This is a genomic window from Streptomyces xingningensis (assembly GCF_054957865.1).
In genome coordinates this window covers 1-16,068 of record NZ_JBDJPF010000046.1, presented here as the reverse complement: position 1 = coordinate 16,068, position 16,068 = coordinate 1, and the positions used below count along the sequence as shown (strand labels likewise).

The following is a 16,068-nucleotide window of genomic DNA, read 5'->3' as shown; positions in this document are numbered from 1 at the left end:
AGTGGCATAGGGTTTCGGCGTGGAACCCGACTTGTTCACCGCCGCAGCAGAGGACCGCCAGGAGAAGGATCCGGCAGCCAGTCCGCTGGCTGTGCGCATGCGCCCCCGCACCCTCGACGAAGTCGTGGGGCAGGGGCATCTGCTCAAGCCCGGTTCTCCGATGCGCCGACTTGTCGAGAAGGGCGCGGAGGGGAGCGGTGGCCCCGCCGGGCCGTCCTCGGTGATCCTCTGGGGCCCGCCCGGCATCGGGAAGACGACGTTGGCCCATGTCGTCAGCCAGGCCACCAACAAGCGCTTTGTCGAGCTGTCCGCGATCACCGCCGGGGTGAAGGAGGTGCGGGCCGTCATCGACGGCGCCCGCCGCGCCTCCGGTGGGTACGGCAAGGAGACCGTGCTCTTCCTCGACGAGATCCACCGCTTCAGCAAGGCCCAGCAGGACTCCCTGCTGCCCGCCGTCGAGAACCGCTGGGTCACGCTCATCGCGGCCACCACGGAGAACCCCTACTTCTCGATCATCTCCCCGTTGCTGTCGCGCTCCCTGCTGCTGACCCTGCAGGCGCTGACCGACGACGACCTGCGCGGCCTGCTGCGGCGGGCGCTCACCGACGAGCGAGGGCTCGGCGGCGCGGTCACCCTGCCCGAGGACGCCGAGGCCCATCTGCTGCGCATCGCCGGAGGTGATGCGCGGCGCGCCCTCACCGCGCTGGAGGCCGGGGCCGGTTCGGCCATCGCCAAGGGCGAGGCCGAGATCAGCCTGGAGACCCTGGAGGCCGCGGTCGACCGGGCGGCCGTGCGGTACGACCGGGCCGGCGACCAGCACTATGACGTGGCCAGTGCGCTCATCAAGTCGATCCGCGGCTCGGATGTGGACGCCACGCTGCACTATCTCGCCCGGATGATCGAGGCGGGGGAGGACCCGCGGTTCATCGCCCGGCGGCTGATGATCTCGGCGAGCGAGGACGTCGGCCTGGCCGATCCGACCGCGCTGCAGACGGCGGTCGCCGGGGCCCAGGCCGTGGCGCTGATCGGCTTTCCGGAGGCCCGGATCGTGCTGAGCCAGGTGGCCGTGGCGCTGGCCCTCGCGCCCAAGTCCAACGCCGCCTATCTGGCGATAGACGCGGCCCTCGCGGATGTCCGGGCGGGGCTCGCCGGTCCGGTGCCGCCGCAGCTGCGCGACGGTCACTACAAGGGTGCCGAGAAGCTCGGCCATGCGCAGGGCTATCTCTATCCGCACGACCTGCCGGGCGGGATCGCCGCCCAGCAGTACGCTCCGGACGTCATCCACGGCAAGCGGTATTACGAGCCGACGCGGTACGGCGCGGAGGCGCGCTATGCGGATGTGGTGGAGCGGGTGCGGGCCCGGCTGCGCGGTGAGCAGCCGTCCGCGGAGTAGTCCGCTCAGCCGGCCGCCGACTCGAAGAGCCGGTGCATCGCCCCGCGCAGCTGCGCGATGTCCCGCACCGGTTCGGGGAACTCGAAGCGGGCGTCGAAGGAGCGCTCGGCCGGGGTGCCCCGGCCGTGCTCCCGGGTGAAGCGCACCCGCAGCCCGTACCGGTCCAGTGCCAGCGGAACGGCCCGGTCGCCCGCCGTCCGTACCCCGTTCTCCCGCTCGCCCAGCAGCCCCCACAGGGTGCGCACCTGGTCGCCGTGGCCGGAGTGCAGATGCTGGAGCAGCTCCGTCTCGTACGCCACCAGGGGGTCGGCCTGGGCGTGCGCGAATGCGGCGGGCTCGACATGTTCCGCGCCCCACAGATCGTCCAGGCTCAGCTCGCCGAGCTCCAGGCGCAGCATCATGCGGCCGGGCTCGGCCACCCCGGGCACGCAGGTCAGCCAGCCGCTGAGCCAGGCGCGGCCCCGGATGCGGTTGGGCACGGAGACCGGTGCGACATCGGTGATCTCCAGCACGGCGGGCACCTCGTCGTCCTGGGCGTGGGTGGCCGCGCGCACCGCGGGTGATTCCGCGGGGAAGACCAGGAACACCTCGCCGTCGGGCCCCACGCTGCGCGCCTCGGGGGAGGGCTGCTGTCCGGGGTGGTCCAGACCGGGGATCAGCAGTACCGCCGAGCATGTACTCTGTACGAGAGTTCGTGTGCGCTCGGCTGCTGACGGCATCCGGGCGGTTTCAAGCCCGCTGGGACGCGGCTGACCACGATCTGATCGGACCTCCGTCGAATCGACGCCTTGTGCTGCGTCGGCGTTGTCTGTGACGTGTGTGGTGTTCCCAGGGCGAGACATGCGATCTCCTTGAGTAAGGTGAGCCTAACCTAACCTACAACGGAGGTCTGGAGAACGTGCCTAACCAGTCGCGTCCCAAGGTCAAGAAGTCTCGTGCGCTCGGCATCGCCCTGACGCCGAAGGCCGTCAAGTACTTCGAGGCCCGTCCCTACCCGCCGGGCGAGCACGGCCGCGGCCGCAAGCAGAACAGCGACTACAAGGTCCGGCTGCTCGAGAAGCAGCGCCTGCGCGCCCAGTACGACATCAGCGAGCGCCAGATGGCCCGCGCCTACGACCGCGCCAAGAAGGCCGAGGGCAAGACGGGCGAGGCGCTGGTCGTCGAGCTCGAGCGCCGTCTCGACGCGCTGGTCCTGCGTTCGGGCATCGCCCGCACCATCTACCAGGCCCGCCAGATGGTCGTCCACGGCCACATCGAGGTCAACGGCAAGAAGGTCGACAAGCCGTCCTTCCGTGTCCGTCCCGACGACGTCGTGATGGTCCGTGAGCGCAGCCGCGCCAAGCACCCCTTCCAGGTCGCCATGGCCGGTGGCTACGACACCGAGGGCGAGACCCCGCGCTACCTGCAGGTCAACCTGCAGGCGCTGGCCTTCCGCCTGGACCGGGAGCCGAACCGCAAGGAGATCCCGGTGATCTGCGACGAGCAGCTCGTCGTCGAGTACTACGCCCGCTGATCCGGTCGTAGGACTCCTCTTCGCCCAGCCCGTCGACTGCCCGGCCCCCGTGGCCGGGAAGCCGGCGGGCTCGCGCGTTTCCAGCCCCCGCCAACGCACGGAAAACGCGGTACGGGCGCCGGTGCCCGGCGCGATAAGGTCGGTATCCGACGTCCAACGACCAGCGACGATCTGACGATCAGCAGGGAGCGGTGCAGCGTGTCCGGTGGAGAGGTGGCCGGGATCCTCGTGGCCGTCTTCTGGGCGATCCTGGTGTCCTTCATCGCCCTGGTGCTGGTGCGCCTCGCGCAGACCCTGAAGGCGGCCACCACACTGGTCGCCGAGGTCACCGAGCAGGCCGTGCCGCTCCTCGCCGACGCCTCCGCGACCGTGCGCTCCGCCAACACCCAGCTCGCCCGCGTCGATTCGATCGCCGCGGATGTCCAGGAGGTGACGGCCAATGCCTCCGCGCTCTCCTCGACCGTCTCCTCCGCCTTCGGCGGGCCGCTGGTCAAGGTCGCCGCGTTCGGCTACGGAGTGCGGCGCGCCATCGGCCGCAAGGCAGAGCCGGCGGAGCGGCGGAGCACCGTGATCGTCGGCAAGAAACTGCCGTCCGCCCGGCGCGGCAGCCGCCGTACCCGTGGGAAGGGTTGACCCAGAAATGTTCCGCCGTGCTTTTTGGTTCACCTCCGGTGTAGCAGCCGGTGTCTGGGCCACCACCAAGGTCAACCGCACACTGAACAAGCTCACCCCGGAGAGCCTGGCGCTCCAGGCGGCGGACCGCGCGGTGCTCGCGGGCCGCCGGGTCAAGCTCTTCGCCCTGGACGTCCGCGACGGCATGGCGCATCGCGAAGCGGCGCTCAAGGACGCGCTCGGTCTCACCACCACCGGGCCGGACGCCGAGCGCCCGGAGCTTCCCGAGCAGCGCCGGCTGATCGCGCTCGAACAGCCCTCACCCCACCATTCGCTCACCCGGAAAGAGGACCACTGATGGAGTCGGCCGAAATCCGCCGCCGCTGGCTGCGCTTCTTCGAGGACCGCGGGCACACCGTCGTCCCGTCGGCGTCGGTCATCGCGGACGACCCGACCCTGCTGCTGGTCAACGCGGGCATGGTGCCCTTCAAGCCGTACTTCCTGGGCGAGGTCAAGCCGTCCTTCTCGCGTGCCACCAGCGTGCAGAAGTGCATCCGCACCCCGGACATCGAAGAGGTCGGCAAGACCACCCGGCACGGCACGTTCTTCCAGATGTGCGGCAACTTCTCCTTCGGCGACTACTTCAAGGAAGGCGCCATCAAGTACGCCTGGGAGCTGCTGACCTCTCCCGTGGCGGACGGCGGCTACGGGCTGGAGCCGGAGAAGCTCTGGATCACCGTCTACCTCGACGACGACGAGGCCGAGCGGATCTGGCGGGAGGTCATCGGGGTCCCCGCCGAGCGCATCCAACGGCTGGGCAAGCAGGAGAACTTCTGGTCCATGGGGGTGCCCGGCCCCTGCGGTCCGTGCTCCGAGATCAACTATGACCGGGGCCCCGAGTTCGGTGCCGAGGGCGGCCCGGCCGTCAACGACGAGCGCTATGTGGAGATCTGGAACCTGGTCTTCATGCAGTACGAGCGCGGTGCCGGCGAGGGCAAGGAGGACTTCCCGATCGTCGGCGACCTGCCCGCCAAGAACATCGACACCGGTCTCGGCCTCGAGCGCCTGGCGATGATCCTGCAGGGCGTGCAGAACATGTACGAGACCGACACCCTGCGCGTCGTCATCGACAAGGCCACCGAGCTGACCGGGATCCGCTACGGCGCCGGCCAGGAGACCGACGTTTCGCTGCGGGTGGTCGCCGACCACATGCGCACCTCCGTGATGCTCATCGGCGACGGTGTCACCCCCGGCAACGAGGGCCGCGGCTATGTGCTGCGCCGCATCATGCGCCGCGCCATCCGCAACATGCGCATGCTGGGCGCCACCGGCCCGGTCGTCGCCGAACTGCTCGACGTGGTCATCGAGAAGATGGGCCGGCAGTACCCGGAGCTGGAGACGGACCGCAAGCGCATCGAGACCGTCGCGCTCGCCGAGGAGGCCGCCTTCCTCAAGACCCTGAGGGCCGGCACCAACATCCTCGACACCGCCGTCACCGAGACCAAGGCCGCCGGCGGCAAGGTCCTCGCCGGTGACCAGGCGTTCCTGCTCCATGACACCTGGGGCTTCCCGATCGACCTCACCCTGGAGATGGCCGCCGAGCAGGGCCTGTCCGTGGACGAGGACGGCTTCCGCCGTCTGATGAGGGAACAGCGGGAGCGCGCCAAGGCCGATGCCAGGGCCAAGAAGACCGGCCATGCCGACCTGTCCGCCTACCGCGAGGTGGCCGACAGCGCCGGTGCCACGGACTTCACCGGCTACACCCTCACCGAGAACGAGGCCACCGTCGTCGGCCTGCTGGTCGACGGGGTGCCCTCGCCCGCCGCCTCCGAAGGCGACGAGGTCGAGGTCGTCCTGGACCGTACGCCCTTCTATGCCGAGGGCGGCGGCCAGCTCGCCGACCAGGGCCGGATCAGGTTCGACAGCGGTGCCGTGGTCGAGGTCCGCGATGTGCAGAAGCCCGTTCCGGGCGTCCATGTGCACAAGGGCGTCGTCCAGGTCGGCGAGGTCACCGTGGGGGCCTCCGCCTATGCCGCCATCGACGTCCGGCGCCGCCGGGCCATCGCCCGCGCCCACAGCGCCACCCACCTCACCCACCAGGCGCTGCGCGACGCCCTGGGCCCGACGGCCGCCCAGGCCGGTTCGGAGAACTCGCCGGGCCGCTTCCGCTTCGACTTCGGTTCGCCGACCGCCGTACCGGGCACCGTCCTGACCGATGTCGAGCAGCGCATCAACGAGGTGCTCTCGCATGAGCTCGACGTCCACGCCGAGATCATGAGTCTGGACGAGGCCAAAAAGCAGGGCGCCATCGCCGAGTTCGGCGAGAAGTACGGTGAGCGGGTACGCGTAGTGACCATCGGCGACTTCTCCAAGGAGCTGTGCGGCGGTACGCATGTGCACAACACCGCCCAGCTGGGTCTGGTGAAGCTGCTCGGTGAATCCTCCATCGGCTCCGGTGTGCGCCGGGTCGAGGCGCTGGTCGGTGCCGACGCCTACAACTTCCTGGCCAAGGAGCACACGGTCGTCGCCCAGCTGACCGAGCTGGTCAAGGGCCGTCCGGAGGAGCTGCCGGAGAAGATCTCCGGGATGCTCGCCAAGCTCAAGGACGCCGAGAAGGAGATCGAGCGGTTCCGTGCCGAGAAGGTGCTCCAGGCCGCCGCCGGTCTCGCCGAGGGCGCCCAGGACATCCGGGGCGTGGCCCTGGCCATCGGCCGGGTGCCGGACGGTACGGGCGCCGACGACCTGCGCAAGCTGGTGCTGGACGTCCGCGGCCGGATCAATGGCGGCCGCCCGGCCGTGGTCGCCCTGTTCGCCGTGGCCAACGGCCGTCCGCTGACCGTCATCGCCACCAATGAGGCGGCTCGTGAGCGCGGGCTCAAGGCCGGTGACCTGGTGCGCACGGCCGCCAAGACACTCGGCGGCGGAGGCGGCGGCAAGCCGGACGTCGCCCAGGGCGGCGGCCAGAACCCGGACGCCGTGAGCGAGGCCATCGCCGCCGTCGAGCGGCTCGTCGTGGAAGCGGCCTGACGCGTGCGACGGGGCAGACGCATCGCCGTGGATGTCGGGGACGCCCGGATCGGGGTCGCCTCCTGCGACCCCGACGGGGTCCTCGCCACCCCGGTCGAGACGGTGCCGGGGCGGGACATCCCCGCGGCGCACAAACGGCTGGCGGCCATCGTCGAGGAGTACCAGCCCATCGAGGTCGTCGTCGGCCTGCCCCGCTCGCTCAGCGGGCGGGAGGGCCCGGCGGCGGCCAAAGTGCGCACCTTCGCCAGGGAACTGGCCCGGCGCGTCGCCCCGGTGGGGGTGCGACTGGTGGACGAGCGCATGACAACCGTCACAGCCGCCCATGGACTGCGCGCCTCCGGCGTCAGCTCCAGGAAGGGCCGCTCGGTGGTCGATCAGGCGGCAGCGGTGATCATTCTGCAGAGCGCCCTCGAAGCGGAGAAGACCTCCGGCCGCCCCCCCGGCGAACCTGTCGAAGCGGTCATCTAATCGCGATACGGTAACCTTCCGCGCGACATGGCAGCTGTTCGAACGCCATCCGTACAGGACCAGACGCTCGGACCCGTGCTCCTCGGAGTGCCCACCGGCTGCCGCTGTGCGGCTCTAGGGGATTGATGACTGAGTATGGCCGGGGCTCCGGCTCCCAACCGTGGCATCCCGGCGACCCCCACCAGGGGGAACAGGGGTACGACGGACAGCAGTACCCGCAGCAGCCGCAGCAGCCCTACTACGGTCAGCAGCAGTACCCCGCCGAGCAGCAGTACCCCGGACAACAGCACTACCCCGCCGAGCAGCAGCAGTACGGCTGGGATCCCGCGCAGGGCGCGGGATCCGGGTATGGCACCGCTCCCGGCGGGCAGTACGCCGGGGCGGGCGATCCCTATGCGGGCGGCTCGCCCGACTACTACGGTGCGCCCGGTTCGTATCCGCCGCCCCAGCAGGGCCCGCCGCCGCAGCACCAGCAGCCTCAGCAGCCGCACCAGGAGTGGCACGGCGAGCCCGACACCGGTGAACTCTCCTTCTTCTCCGGCCTCTCGGGCACGGCGGAGGCGTCGCCCGGGCCCCCCGCGGGGGTGGACGACGAGCCGGCCGAGGAGGCCCCCCGCGGCCGCGAGCGGCGCGGCAAGGAGAAGAAGAGCAAGCGCCGCAGCGGAACCGCCTGTCTGGTGGCCGCCGTGGCGCTCGTCGGCGCCGTGGGCGGCGTCGGCTACCTCGGCTACGACTACTGGCAGAGCCACTATGGCCCCGCGCCCGACTACCAGGGCGAGGGTTCCGGCCAGGTGCGGATCGAGGTTCCCAAGGGTGCCGGTCTCACCCAGATCGGTGATCTTCTCCAGCAGAACGACGTGGTCAAGAGCGCCCGCGCCTTCTCCGAGGCGGCGAACGGCAAGACCATCCAGCCGGGCCCCTACACCCTGCACAAGCAGATGTCGGGCGAGGCGGCGGTCGGGATGATGACCAACTCCGCGAATTTCCTCACCCTTCCCGAGGGGCTGCGGGCCGGCCAGGTCTATGACGCGATCGACAAGAAGCTCACCCTCAAGCCGGGTACCACCAAGGACATCGCCAGGAGCCAGGCGAAGAACCTCGGGCTGCCCGACTGGGCGGGCGGCGATCCGCAGATCAAGGACCCGCTTGAGGGCTTCCTCTTCCCGTCCCAGTACGCCGCGGGCAAGGGCACCAAGCCGGAGGACCTGCTGCGGCAGATGGTCGACCGGGCGAAGCGGACCTACGAACAGCAGGACCTGGCGGGCAAGGCCAGGGAACTGGGCCTGAAGTCGCCGCTCCAGGTGATCACGGTCGCCAGCCTGGTCCAGAAGGAGGGCAAGTACCAGCACGACTTCGACAAGATCGCCCGGGTCATCTACAACCGGCTCAAGCCGGACAACAAGGAGACCTATGGCCTGCTGGACTTCGACTCCACGGTCAACTACGCGAAGAGCCGGAGCACGCTGGACACCGGTGCCGTCAACGATCTGCGGAAGTTCAAGGACCCGTACAACACCTACAACGTCAAGGGCCTGCCACCCGGTCCGATCAGCAACCCCGGCAAGGACGCCCTCCAGTCGGCGCTGAAGCCCGCCTCCGGGCCCTGGTACTACTTCGTCTCGGTCAACGAGAACGAGACACTCTTCGCCGTGACCAATGAAGAGCAGAACAAGAACCGGCAGAAGTACGAGCAGGAGCACAAGAAGGCCGGCCAATGACCACCCGTCACCGTGCGGCCGTGCTCGGCTCGCCCATCGCCCACTCGCTCTCCCCGGTCCTGCACCGAGCCGCCTACGCCCAACTGGGGCTGCGGGAGTGGACATACGACCGGTACGAGATGGACGAGGCGGGGCTGCCCGGCTTCTTCGACGGGCTCGACGGCAGCTGGGCGGGGGTCTCGCTGACCATGCCGCTCAAGCGCGCAGTCATCCCGCTGCTGGACGAGGTCAGCGCCACCGCCCGGTCGGTCGAAGCGGTCAACACCGTCCTCCTCGCCGCCGACGGCCGCCGCGTCGGCGACAACACCGACATCCCCGGCCTGGTGGCGGCGCTGCGCGAGCGCGGCGTCGGCACGGTCGGCTCGGCGGCCGTGCTCGGCGCCGGGGCGACCGCCTCCTCGGCACTCGCCGCGCTCGCGGTGATCTGCACCGGAGAGGTCACCGCCTATGTCCGCGGCGCCGGGCGGGCCGCCGAGATGCGTGGCTGGGGGGAACGGCTCGGGGTGACCGTCCGTACCGCCGACTGGGCGCGGGCCGCCGAGGCCCTGGCCGCGCCGCTGGTCATCGCCACCACCCCGGCCGGCGCCACGGACGCGCTCGCGGCGGCCGTGCCGGACCGGCCGGGCACGCTCTTCGATGTGCTCTACGAGCCGTGGCCGACCCCGCTGGCCGCCGCCTGGGCGGCGCGCGGCGGAGCCCTGCTGGGCGGCCTCGACCTGCTGGTGCACCAGGCGGTGCTGCAGGTCGAGCGGATGACCGGCCACCTGCCCGGCCCGCTCGCCGCGATGCGCGCGGCGGGTGAGGCGGCGCTGGCGGCTCGCCGCGGGTGAACCGGCCCGGCGGTCCGCACCCGTCTCACCCTTGCGTCCGTACTCTGGACCCGGCCCCGGTCCCACCGGCGGCCCATGGGAGGATCGGAACCAGCATTTCGCAGGCCAAGGCTACTGAGGAGCACCGTTGAGCAGGTTGCGCTGGCTGACTGCGGGGGAGTCGCACGGCCCCGCACTGGTGGCGACGCTGGAAGGCCTTCCGGCCGGCGTGCCGGTCACCACGGAGATGGTGGCGGATCACCTGGCCAGGCGGCGCCTCGGCTATGGGCGCGGTGCGCGCATGAAGTTCGAGCGCGACGAGGTCACCTTCCTCGGCGGTGTGCGACACGGTCTCACCCTGGGTTCCCCGGTCGCGGTCATGGTGGGGAACACCGAGTGGCCCAAGTGGGAAAAGGTCATGGCGGCCGACCCGGTGGACCCGGCGGAGCTGGCCGAGCTGGCCCGCAACGCCCCGCTGACCCGGCCGCGCCCGGGCCATGCCGACCTGGCGGGGATGCAGAAGTACGGCGTGGCCGATGCCCGGCCCATCCTCGAGCGCGCCTCCGCCCGGGAGACCGCGGCCCGGGTGGCCCTCGGCGCGGTGGCCCGCTCCTTCCTCAAGGAGGCCGCCGGGATCGAGATCGTCTCCCATGTGGTCGAACTGGCCTCGGCCAGGGCGCCCTACGGCGTGCTGCCCGTGCCCTCCGACGTCGAGCGCCTCGACGCCGATCCGGTGCGCTGCCTGGACGAGGCCACGAGCCGGGCGATGGTCGCGGAGATCGACCAGGCGCACAAGGACGGCGACACCCTCGGCGGCGTGGTCGAGGTGCTGGCCTACGGGGTGCCGGTGGGCCTGGGCTCGCATGTGCACTGGGACCGGCGGCTGGACGCCCGGCTGGCGGCGGCGCTGATGGGCATTCAGGCGATCAAGGGCGTCGAGGTCGGCGACGGCTTCGAGCTGGCCCGGGTGCCGGGATCGAAGGCACACGACGAGATCGTGCTGACCGAGGACGGCATCCGCCGCAGCTCGGGCCGGTCCGGCGGCACCGAGGGCGGCCTGACCACGGGTGAACTCCTGCGGGTGCGGGCCGCGATGAAGCCGATCGCCACCGTGCCCCGCGCGCTGGCGACCGTGGACGTCGCCACCGGCGAGCCGACCCGGGCACACCACCAGCGCTCGGATGTGTGCGCGGTGCCGGCCGCGGGCATCGTGGCCGAGGCCATGGTCGCGATGGTGCTGGCCGACGCGGTGGTGGAGAAGTTCGGCGGCGACAGCGTCCCGGAGACCCGCCGCAACCTCCGGGGCTACCTCGACAACCTGGCCGTCAAGTGACCGGGCCCCGGGTGGTGCTGGTGGGCCCGCCGGGAGCCGGCAAGTCCACCATCGGCACCCTGCTCGCCCGGCGGCTGGGCGCCGGCTACCGCGACACCGACGCCGATGTCGAGCGCACCGCGGGCAAGCCGATCCCGGAGATCTTCATCGACGACGGCGAGCCGCACTTCCGTGAGCTGGAGCGGCAGGCCGTCCGGGCCGCGGTGGCGGAACACGACGGGGTGCTGGCCCTGGGCGGCGGCGCGGTCCTGGACGCCGGGACCCGCGCCCTGCTCACCGGGCTGCCGGTGGTCTTCCTCGAGGTCGAACTCGCCGACGCCGTCCGCCGGGTGGGCCTGGACAAGCCCCGCCCGCTGCTCGCGGTGAACCCGCGGCAGCGGTGGCGGGAGCTGATGGACGCGCGCCGTCCGCTCTACACCGAGGTCGCCCGGGTCACCGTCGCCACCGGCGGCCGTACCCCGGCCCAGGTCGCCGATGCGGTGATCGAGGCGCTGGGCTTGTCCCAGGGCACCCCCGAGACCACGCAGTGAGGAACGCATGACCGACGCCCCCACCCGTATCCATGTCGCAGGCAGCGCGGGCACCGCACCGTATGAGGTCCTGGTCGGCCACCAACTGCTGGGCGAACTGCCCGAGTTGATCGGCGGGGCCGCGAAGCGGGTGGCCGTGGTGCACCCCGAGGCGCTCGCCGCGACCGGTGAGGCGCTGCGCGAGGACCTGGCCGCGCAGGGCTTCGAGGCCGTCGCGATCCAGGTGCCCAACGCGGAGGAGGCCAAGACCGCCGAGGTCGCCGCCTACTGCTGGAAGGCGCTGGGGCAGAGCGGCTTCACCCGCACCGATGTGATCGTCGGCGTCGGCGGGGGAGCGACCACCGATCTCGCGGGCTTCGTCGCCGCCACCTGGCTGCGCGGGGTGCGCTGGGTCGCGGTGCCCACCACCGTGCTGGCCATGGTGGACGCGGCGGTCGGCGGCAAGACCGGCATCAACACCGCCGAGGGCAAGAACCTGGTCGGCGCCTTCCACCCGCCGGCCGGGGTGCTGTGCGACCTGGCGGCGTTGGAGTCGCTGCCGGTCAACGACTATGTCAGCGGTCTCGCCGAGGTCATCAAGGCCGGTTTCATCGCCGACCCGGCGATCCTGGACCTCATCGAGGCCGACCCGCAGGCGGCCCGCACCCCGGCCGGCCCGCACACCGCGGAGCTGCTGGGGCGGGCGATCCGGGTCAAGGCCGAGGTCGTCTCGCAGGACCTGAGGGAATCGGGGCTGCGGGAGATCCTCAACTACGGCCACACCCTCGCCCACGCCATCGAGAAGAACGAGCGCTACAACTGGCGCCATGGCGCGGCGGTCTCCGTCGGGATGGTCTTCGCGGCCGAACTCGGCCGGATCGCCGGCCGGCTGGACGACGCGACCGCGGACCGGCACCGCGCGATCCTCACCTCGGTGGGCCTGCCGGTGACCTACCGGGGCGACCAGTGGCCCAAGCTGTTGGAGACCATGAAGGTCGACAAGAAGACCCGCGGCGACCGGCTGCGCTTCATCGTCCTGGACGGGCCGGCCAAGCCGGTGGTGCTGGAGGCACCGGATCCGGCCATGCTGCTGGCGGCGCATGCGGAGATCGCCTCATGACGCGGCGGGTGCTCGTGCTCAACGGCCCCAACCTCGGACGGCTCGGCTCACGCGAGCCCGATGTGTACGGATCCACGTCCTATGCCGGACTCGTCAGGGAGTGCACCGCGCTCGGCGCGGAGCTCGGCCTCGCCGTCGAGGTCCGGGAGACGAACGACGAGGGCGAGCTGGTCCGCTGGCTGCACGAGGCCGCCGACGGCGCCGTACCCGTGGTCATCAACCCCGGGGCGTTCACGCACTACTCGTATGCGATGCGGGACGCGGCCGCGCAGCGCACCGCACCGCTGATCGAGGTGCACATCTCCAATCCGTACGCCCGGGAGGAGTTCCGGCACACCTCCGTCATCGCGCCCGTCGCGAGCGGCACGATCGCCGGGTTCGGCATCGGCTCCTACCGGCTGGCGCTGCGCGCCCTGGCGGACGAACTCGCAGGCTGACGCCGGGCGTCGGGCACTTTCCGCCCGCACCGGCCGTTCAGGGCCGGTGAGGGCGCTCGGGTACCCTCCGTTCCGGTCGGCCGCACGGGCCGGCCGCGACGCACCAGCCGACAGCACGGGACGGAGTGGCACCGGATGCAGCACACAGGGCAGGGACCGGGGCCGGGCGGTGGCCATCGCCCCGTGCCGACCGCCCCGGGATGGGCGGCGCCTGCCCCCCGGCCGGCCGTGCCCCCGCCGCCCGGCCCGGCCGGGCCGCGGGCCACGGCGGTCGCCGATGCCGCACAGGCGGCCGTCGCGGTGCTCCTCATCGGCCCGGCGGGCGCCGGCAAGACGACCGTGGCCCGGCACTGGGCCGGCACCCGCCGGGTGCCCACCGCCCACATCAGCCTGGACGACGTCCGCGAATGGGTGCGCGCCGGCTTCGCGGACCCCCAGTCCGGATGGAACGACCACTCCGAGGCCCAGTACCGCCTCGCCCGTCGCACCTGTGGTTTCGCCGCCCGCAACTTCCTCGCCAACGGCATCTCCTGCATCATCGACGACGCCGTCTTCCCCGACTGGCCCGCGGTCGGCCTCGGCGGCTGGCAGCGGCACATCGGCCCCGGCCTGCTGCCCGTCGTCCTGCTGCCGGGCCTGGAGGTCGTGCTGGAGCGCAATGCCGGGCGCAGCGGAAACCGCCGCCTCGGGGACGAGGAGGTCGCCGCCATCCACGGCCGGATGGCCGGCTGGTACGGCTCCGGCCTGCCCATCATCGACAACTCCCAGCAGGACGTCGCGACCACCGCCCGGCTCCTCGACGAATGCGTCGCCCGCTCCCTGACCGGCTGGTAGCGCGGGATCGGCGGGAGCGCAGCGCCCGGTCGGAGGTACTGGAACAGACGGTTCCGGCTGCCGTACGTACGCTCGGAAGCATGTCCGACGTGTACGCGGCACGGCGCTCAGGGCTCCTCGAGCGGTGCGTGCTGGGCGGCAGCGAGGCCGCCCTGGTGACCGGTGGCGCCAATGTCCGCTATCTGGCGGGCGGCGTGCCGACCGGTTCCGCACTGCTCGTCGGGCCCGTTCACGATGTGCTGCTGTGCACGGCCGACCCCTTCGCCGATGCCGCCGCCTCCGCGGCCGGCCGGCCCGCGGAGGGCCTCAGGGTGCAGCTTCTGCCCGCGGCCGAGGGCGACCCGGCCGTGGCGGGCGCGGAACGCGCCGTCACCTCCGGAGCGGGGTCGCTCGCCGTGGAGGAGCACCACCTGACCGTGCTGCGGCACCGCGCCCTGCGCTCCGTCGCCCCGCGGCTGCGGCTGGACGACCTGGGCCCGGCCGTGGAGCAGCAGCGGATCGTCAAGGACGACGACGAGATCTCCGCCCTGCGCATCGCCGCCGAGATCGCCGACCAGGCCCTGGGCGAGCTGCTGGAGTCGATCCTGGTGGGCCGCACCGAGCGCCATCTCGCACTGGAGCTGGAGCGGCGGCTGGTCGACCACGGCGCCACCGGCCCTGCCTTCGCCACCTCGGTGGGTGCCGGACCCCACTCGGGGCTGTCCGGGCACGCACCGACCGACCGCAGGGTCGAGGAGGGCGACTTCCTGAGCGTCTGCCTGGGCGCCGACTACCGCGGCTATCACAGCGAGGTCGCCCGCACCTTTGTCATCGGCACCTCTCCGGCGCCCTGGCAGATCGAGCTGTACGACCAGGTCTTCGCGGCCCAGCGGGCCGGCCGGGAGACGCTGGCGCCCGGTACGCCGTACCGTGAAGTGGACCGTGCGGCACGCCGGGTGCTCGAGGCCGCGGGCCATGGGGAGCGGGTCGGGCCATGGATCGGCCACGGGGTGGGACTCGAAAACGGCGAGGACCCTCGGCTCACCCCCTCGGCCATGGGTAAACTGGACGCTTGCGTGCCGGTCACCGTAGATCCGGGAGTCCACCTCCCGGGGCGGGGCGGCGTCCGGATCGATGACACGCTCGTCGTCCGCCCCGAGGCGGACGGCGGACCCGAGCTACTCACCATTACGACCAAGGAGCTGCTCGCGCTCTAGCGCGTGCCCTCTTCGGTCATCAGCTTCAGTCCAGGAGATTCCGCAACCGTGGCTTCCACGAACGACCTCAAGAACGGCATGGTGCTCAGGCTCGACGGAGGCCAGCTCTGGTCCGTCGTCGAGTTCCAGCACGTCAAGCCCGGCAAGGGCCCCGCCTTCGTCCGCACGAAGCTGAAGAACGTGCTCTCCGGCAAGGTGGTCGACAAGACCTTCAACGCCGGTGTGAAGGTCGAGACGGCCACCGTCGACAAGCGCGGTATGCAGTTCTCGTACATGGACGGCGAGTACTTCGTCTTCATGGACCTGGACACGTATGACCAGCTGCACATCGACCGCAAGGCCGTCGGCGACGCCGCCAACTTCCTGATCGAGGGCTTCGAGGCCGTCGTCGCGCAGCACGAGGGCAGCGTCCTGTACGTCGAGCTCCCGGCCGCCGTCGAGCTGACCATCGAGCACACCGACCCGGGCGTCCAGGGCGACCGCTCCACCGGTGGCACCAAGCCCGCCAAGCTGGAGACCGGCTACGAGATCCAGGTCCCGCTGTTCATCACGACCGGCGAGAAGATCAAGGTCGACACCCGCTCCGGTGAGTACCTCGGCCGGGTGAACAGCTAACCGTGGCCGCCCGTAGCAAGGCCCGTAAGCGTGCCTTCCAGATCCTTTTCGAGGCCGATCAGCGCGGTGCCGCCGTGCGGACCGTCCTCGCCGACTGGATCCGGCACTCGCGGAGCGACGACCGGCAGCCGCCGGTTACCGAGTACACGATGCAGCTGGTCGAGGGGTACGCGGAGCATGTGAACCGCATCGACGAGCTGATCGCCACGTATGCGGTCGACTGGGAGCTGGACCGGATGCCGGTCGTGGACCGGAACATCGTCCGGCTCGGGGCGTACGAGCTGATCTGGGAGGACGAGATCCCGGACGCGGTGGCGATCGACGAGGCCGTGCAGCTCGCGAAGGAGTTCTCGACCGACGACTCGCCCGCCTTCGTCAACGGTCTGCTCGGCCGTTTCAAGGAGCTCAAGCCGAACATTCGGCGCTCATAACGAACAACCGCCGTGGGGCGGGAAACCCGAAAGGGTTTCCCGCCCCACGGCGG

Annotated in this window: 17 protein-coding genes; 16 read left to right on the top strand and 1 reads right to left on the bottom strand. The window is 71.3% G+C overall.

Annotated elements, in window-relative coordinates:
• Nucleotides 1-19 precede the first annotated feature (19 nt).
• Entirely contained in the window at nt 20-1,393 is a 1,374-nt protein-coding gene (locus ABCR83_RS22510; protein ID WP_462696939.1) for a replication-associated recombination protein A, read from the top strand.
• 5 nt (nt 1,394-1,398) lie between these two features.
• On the opposite strand, the gene ABCR83_RS22505 is transcribed toward ABCR83_RS22510, so the two are convergent.
• The gene (locus ABCR83_RS22505; RefSeq protein ID WP_462696938.1) at nt 1,399-2,112 is read right to left on the bottom strand and encodes a DUF2470 domain-containing protein; all 714 of its coding nucleotides are present in this window, start codon (nt 2,110-2,112) and stop codon (nt 1,399-1,401) included.
• A gap of 179 nt (nt 2,113-2,291) precedes the next feature.
• On the opposite strand from ABCR83_RS22505, the gene rpsD reads away from it, so the two are divergent.
• The 15 genes from rpsD (at nt 2,292) to nusB (ending at nt 16,015) form a co-directional block, all read left to right on the top strand.
• Nucleotides 2,292-2,906, top strand: a complete 615-nt coding sequence (gene rpsD / locus ABCR83_RS22500; protein WP_462696937.1) for a 30S ribosomal protein S4 — start codon at nt 2,292-2,294, stop codon at nt 2,904-2,906.
• A gap of 198 nt (nt 2,907-3,104) precedes the next feature.
• Complete coding sequence (locus ABCR83_RS22495) at nt 3,105-3,539, top strand: DUF948 domain-containing protein (RefSeq protein WP_462696936.1); 435 nt, start codon at nt 3,105-3,107, stop codon at nt 3,537-3,539.
• A gap of 7 nt (nt 3,540-3,546) precedes the next feature.
• Nucleotides 3,547-3,876 carry a DUF6167 family protein gene (locus tag ABCR83_RS22490; protein WP_462696935.1) on the top strand — a complete coding sequence of 110 codons (330 nt, stop codon included), beginning with the start codon at nt 3,547-3,549 and terminating at the stop codon, nt 3,874-3,876.
• A complete protein-coding gene (alaS, locus tag ABCR83_RS22485) occupies nt 3,876-6,545 on the top strand; it encodes an alanine--tRNA ligase (protein ID WP_462696934.1) in 2,670 nt (889 codons plus the stop codon). The genes ABCR83_RS22490 and alaS overlap by 1 nt, the downstream gene beginning before the upstream one ends.
• A gap of 3 nt (nt 6,546-6,548) precedes the next feature.
• Nucleotides 6,549-7,013 (top strand): Holliday junction resolvase RuvX, encoded by a 465-nt coding sequence (gene ruvX, locus ABCR83_RS22480; RefSeq protein ID WP_462696933.1) that lies wholly within the window; start codon nt 6,549-6,551, stop codon nt 7,011-7,013.
• Between the two features lie 125 nt (nt 7,014-7,138).
• Nucleotides 7,139-8,731: an endolytic transglycosylase MltG gene (gene mltG, locus ABCR83_RS22475; RefSeq protein ID WP_462696932.1), complete on the top strand. Its 1,593-nt coding sequence runs from the start codon at nt 7,139-7,141 to the stop codon at nt 8,729-8,731.
• Nucleotides 8,728-9,561: a shikimate dehydrogenase gene (locus ABCR83_RS22470; RefSeq protein ID WP_462696931.1), complete on the top strand. Its 834-nt coding sequence runs from the start codon at nt 8,728-8,730 to the stop codon at nt 9,559-9,561. The genes mltG and ABCR83_RS22470 overlap by 4 nt, the downstream gene beginning before the upstream one ends.
• Nucleotides 9,562-9,688: 127 nt before the next feature.
• The gene (aroC, locus tag ABCR83_RS22465; protein ID WP_462696930.1) at nt 9,689-10,873 is read left to right on the top strand and encodes a chorismate synthase; all 1,185 of its coding nucleotides are present in this window, start codon (nt 9,689-9,691) and stop codon (nt 10,871-10,873) included.
• Nucleotides 10,870-11,403: a shikimate kinase gene (locus tag ABCR83_RS22460; RefSeq protein ID WP_462696929.1), complete on the top strand. Its 534-nt coding sequence runs from the start codon at nt 10,870-10,872 to the stop codon at nt 11,401-11,403. The genes aroC and ABCR83_RS22460 overlap by 4 nt, the downstream gene beginning before the upstream one ends.
• Nucleotides 11,404-11,410: 7 nt before the next feature.
• A complete protein-coding gene (gene aroB, locus ABCR83_RS22455) occupies nt 11,411-12,502 on the top strand; it encodes a 3-dehydroquinate synthase (protein ID WP_462696928.1) in 1,092 nt (363 codons plus the stop codon).
• On the top strand, nt 12,499-12,939 hold the full coding sequence (aroQ, locus tag ABCR83_RS22450) for a type II 3-dehydroquinate dehydratase (RefSeq protein WP_462696927.1): 441 nt from the start codon (nt 12,499-12,501) through the stop codon (nt 12,937-12,939). The genes aroB and aroQ overlap by 4 nt, the downstream gene beginning before the upstream one ends.
• A 135-nt stretch (nt 12,940-13,074) precedes the next feature.
• On the top strand, nt 13,075-13,773 hold the full coding sequence (locus ABCR83_RS22445; protein ID WP_462696926.1) for an AAA family ATPase: 699 nt from the start codon (nt 13,075-13,077) through the stop codon (nt 13,771-13,773).
• Between the two features lie 80 nt (nt 13,774-13,853).
• Nucleotides 13,854-14,969 (top strand): M24 family metallopeptidase, encoded by a 1,116-nt coding sequence (locus tag ABCR83_RS22440; RefSeq protein ID WP_462696925.1) that lies wholly within the window; start codon nt 13,854-13,856, stop codon nt 14,967-14,969.
• A 48-nt stretch (nt 14,970-15,017) separates the two neighbouring features.
• Nucleotides 15,018-15,584, top strand: a complete 567-nt coding sequence (efp, locus tag ABCR83_RS22435; RefSeq protein WP_462696924.1) for an elongation factor P — start codon at nt 15,018-15,020, stop codon at nt 15,582-15,584.
• A 2-nt stretch (nt 15,585-15,586) separates the two neighbouring features.
• Nucleotides 15,587-16,015 (top strand): transcription antitermination factor NusB, encoded by a 429-nt coding sequence (gene nusB / locus ABCR83_RS22430; protein ID WP_462696923.1) that lies wholly within the window; start codon nt 15,587-15,589, stop codon nt 16,013-16,015.
• Nucleotides 16,016-16,068: the final 53 nt, after the last annotated feature.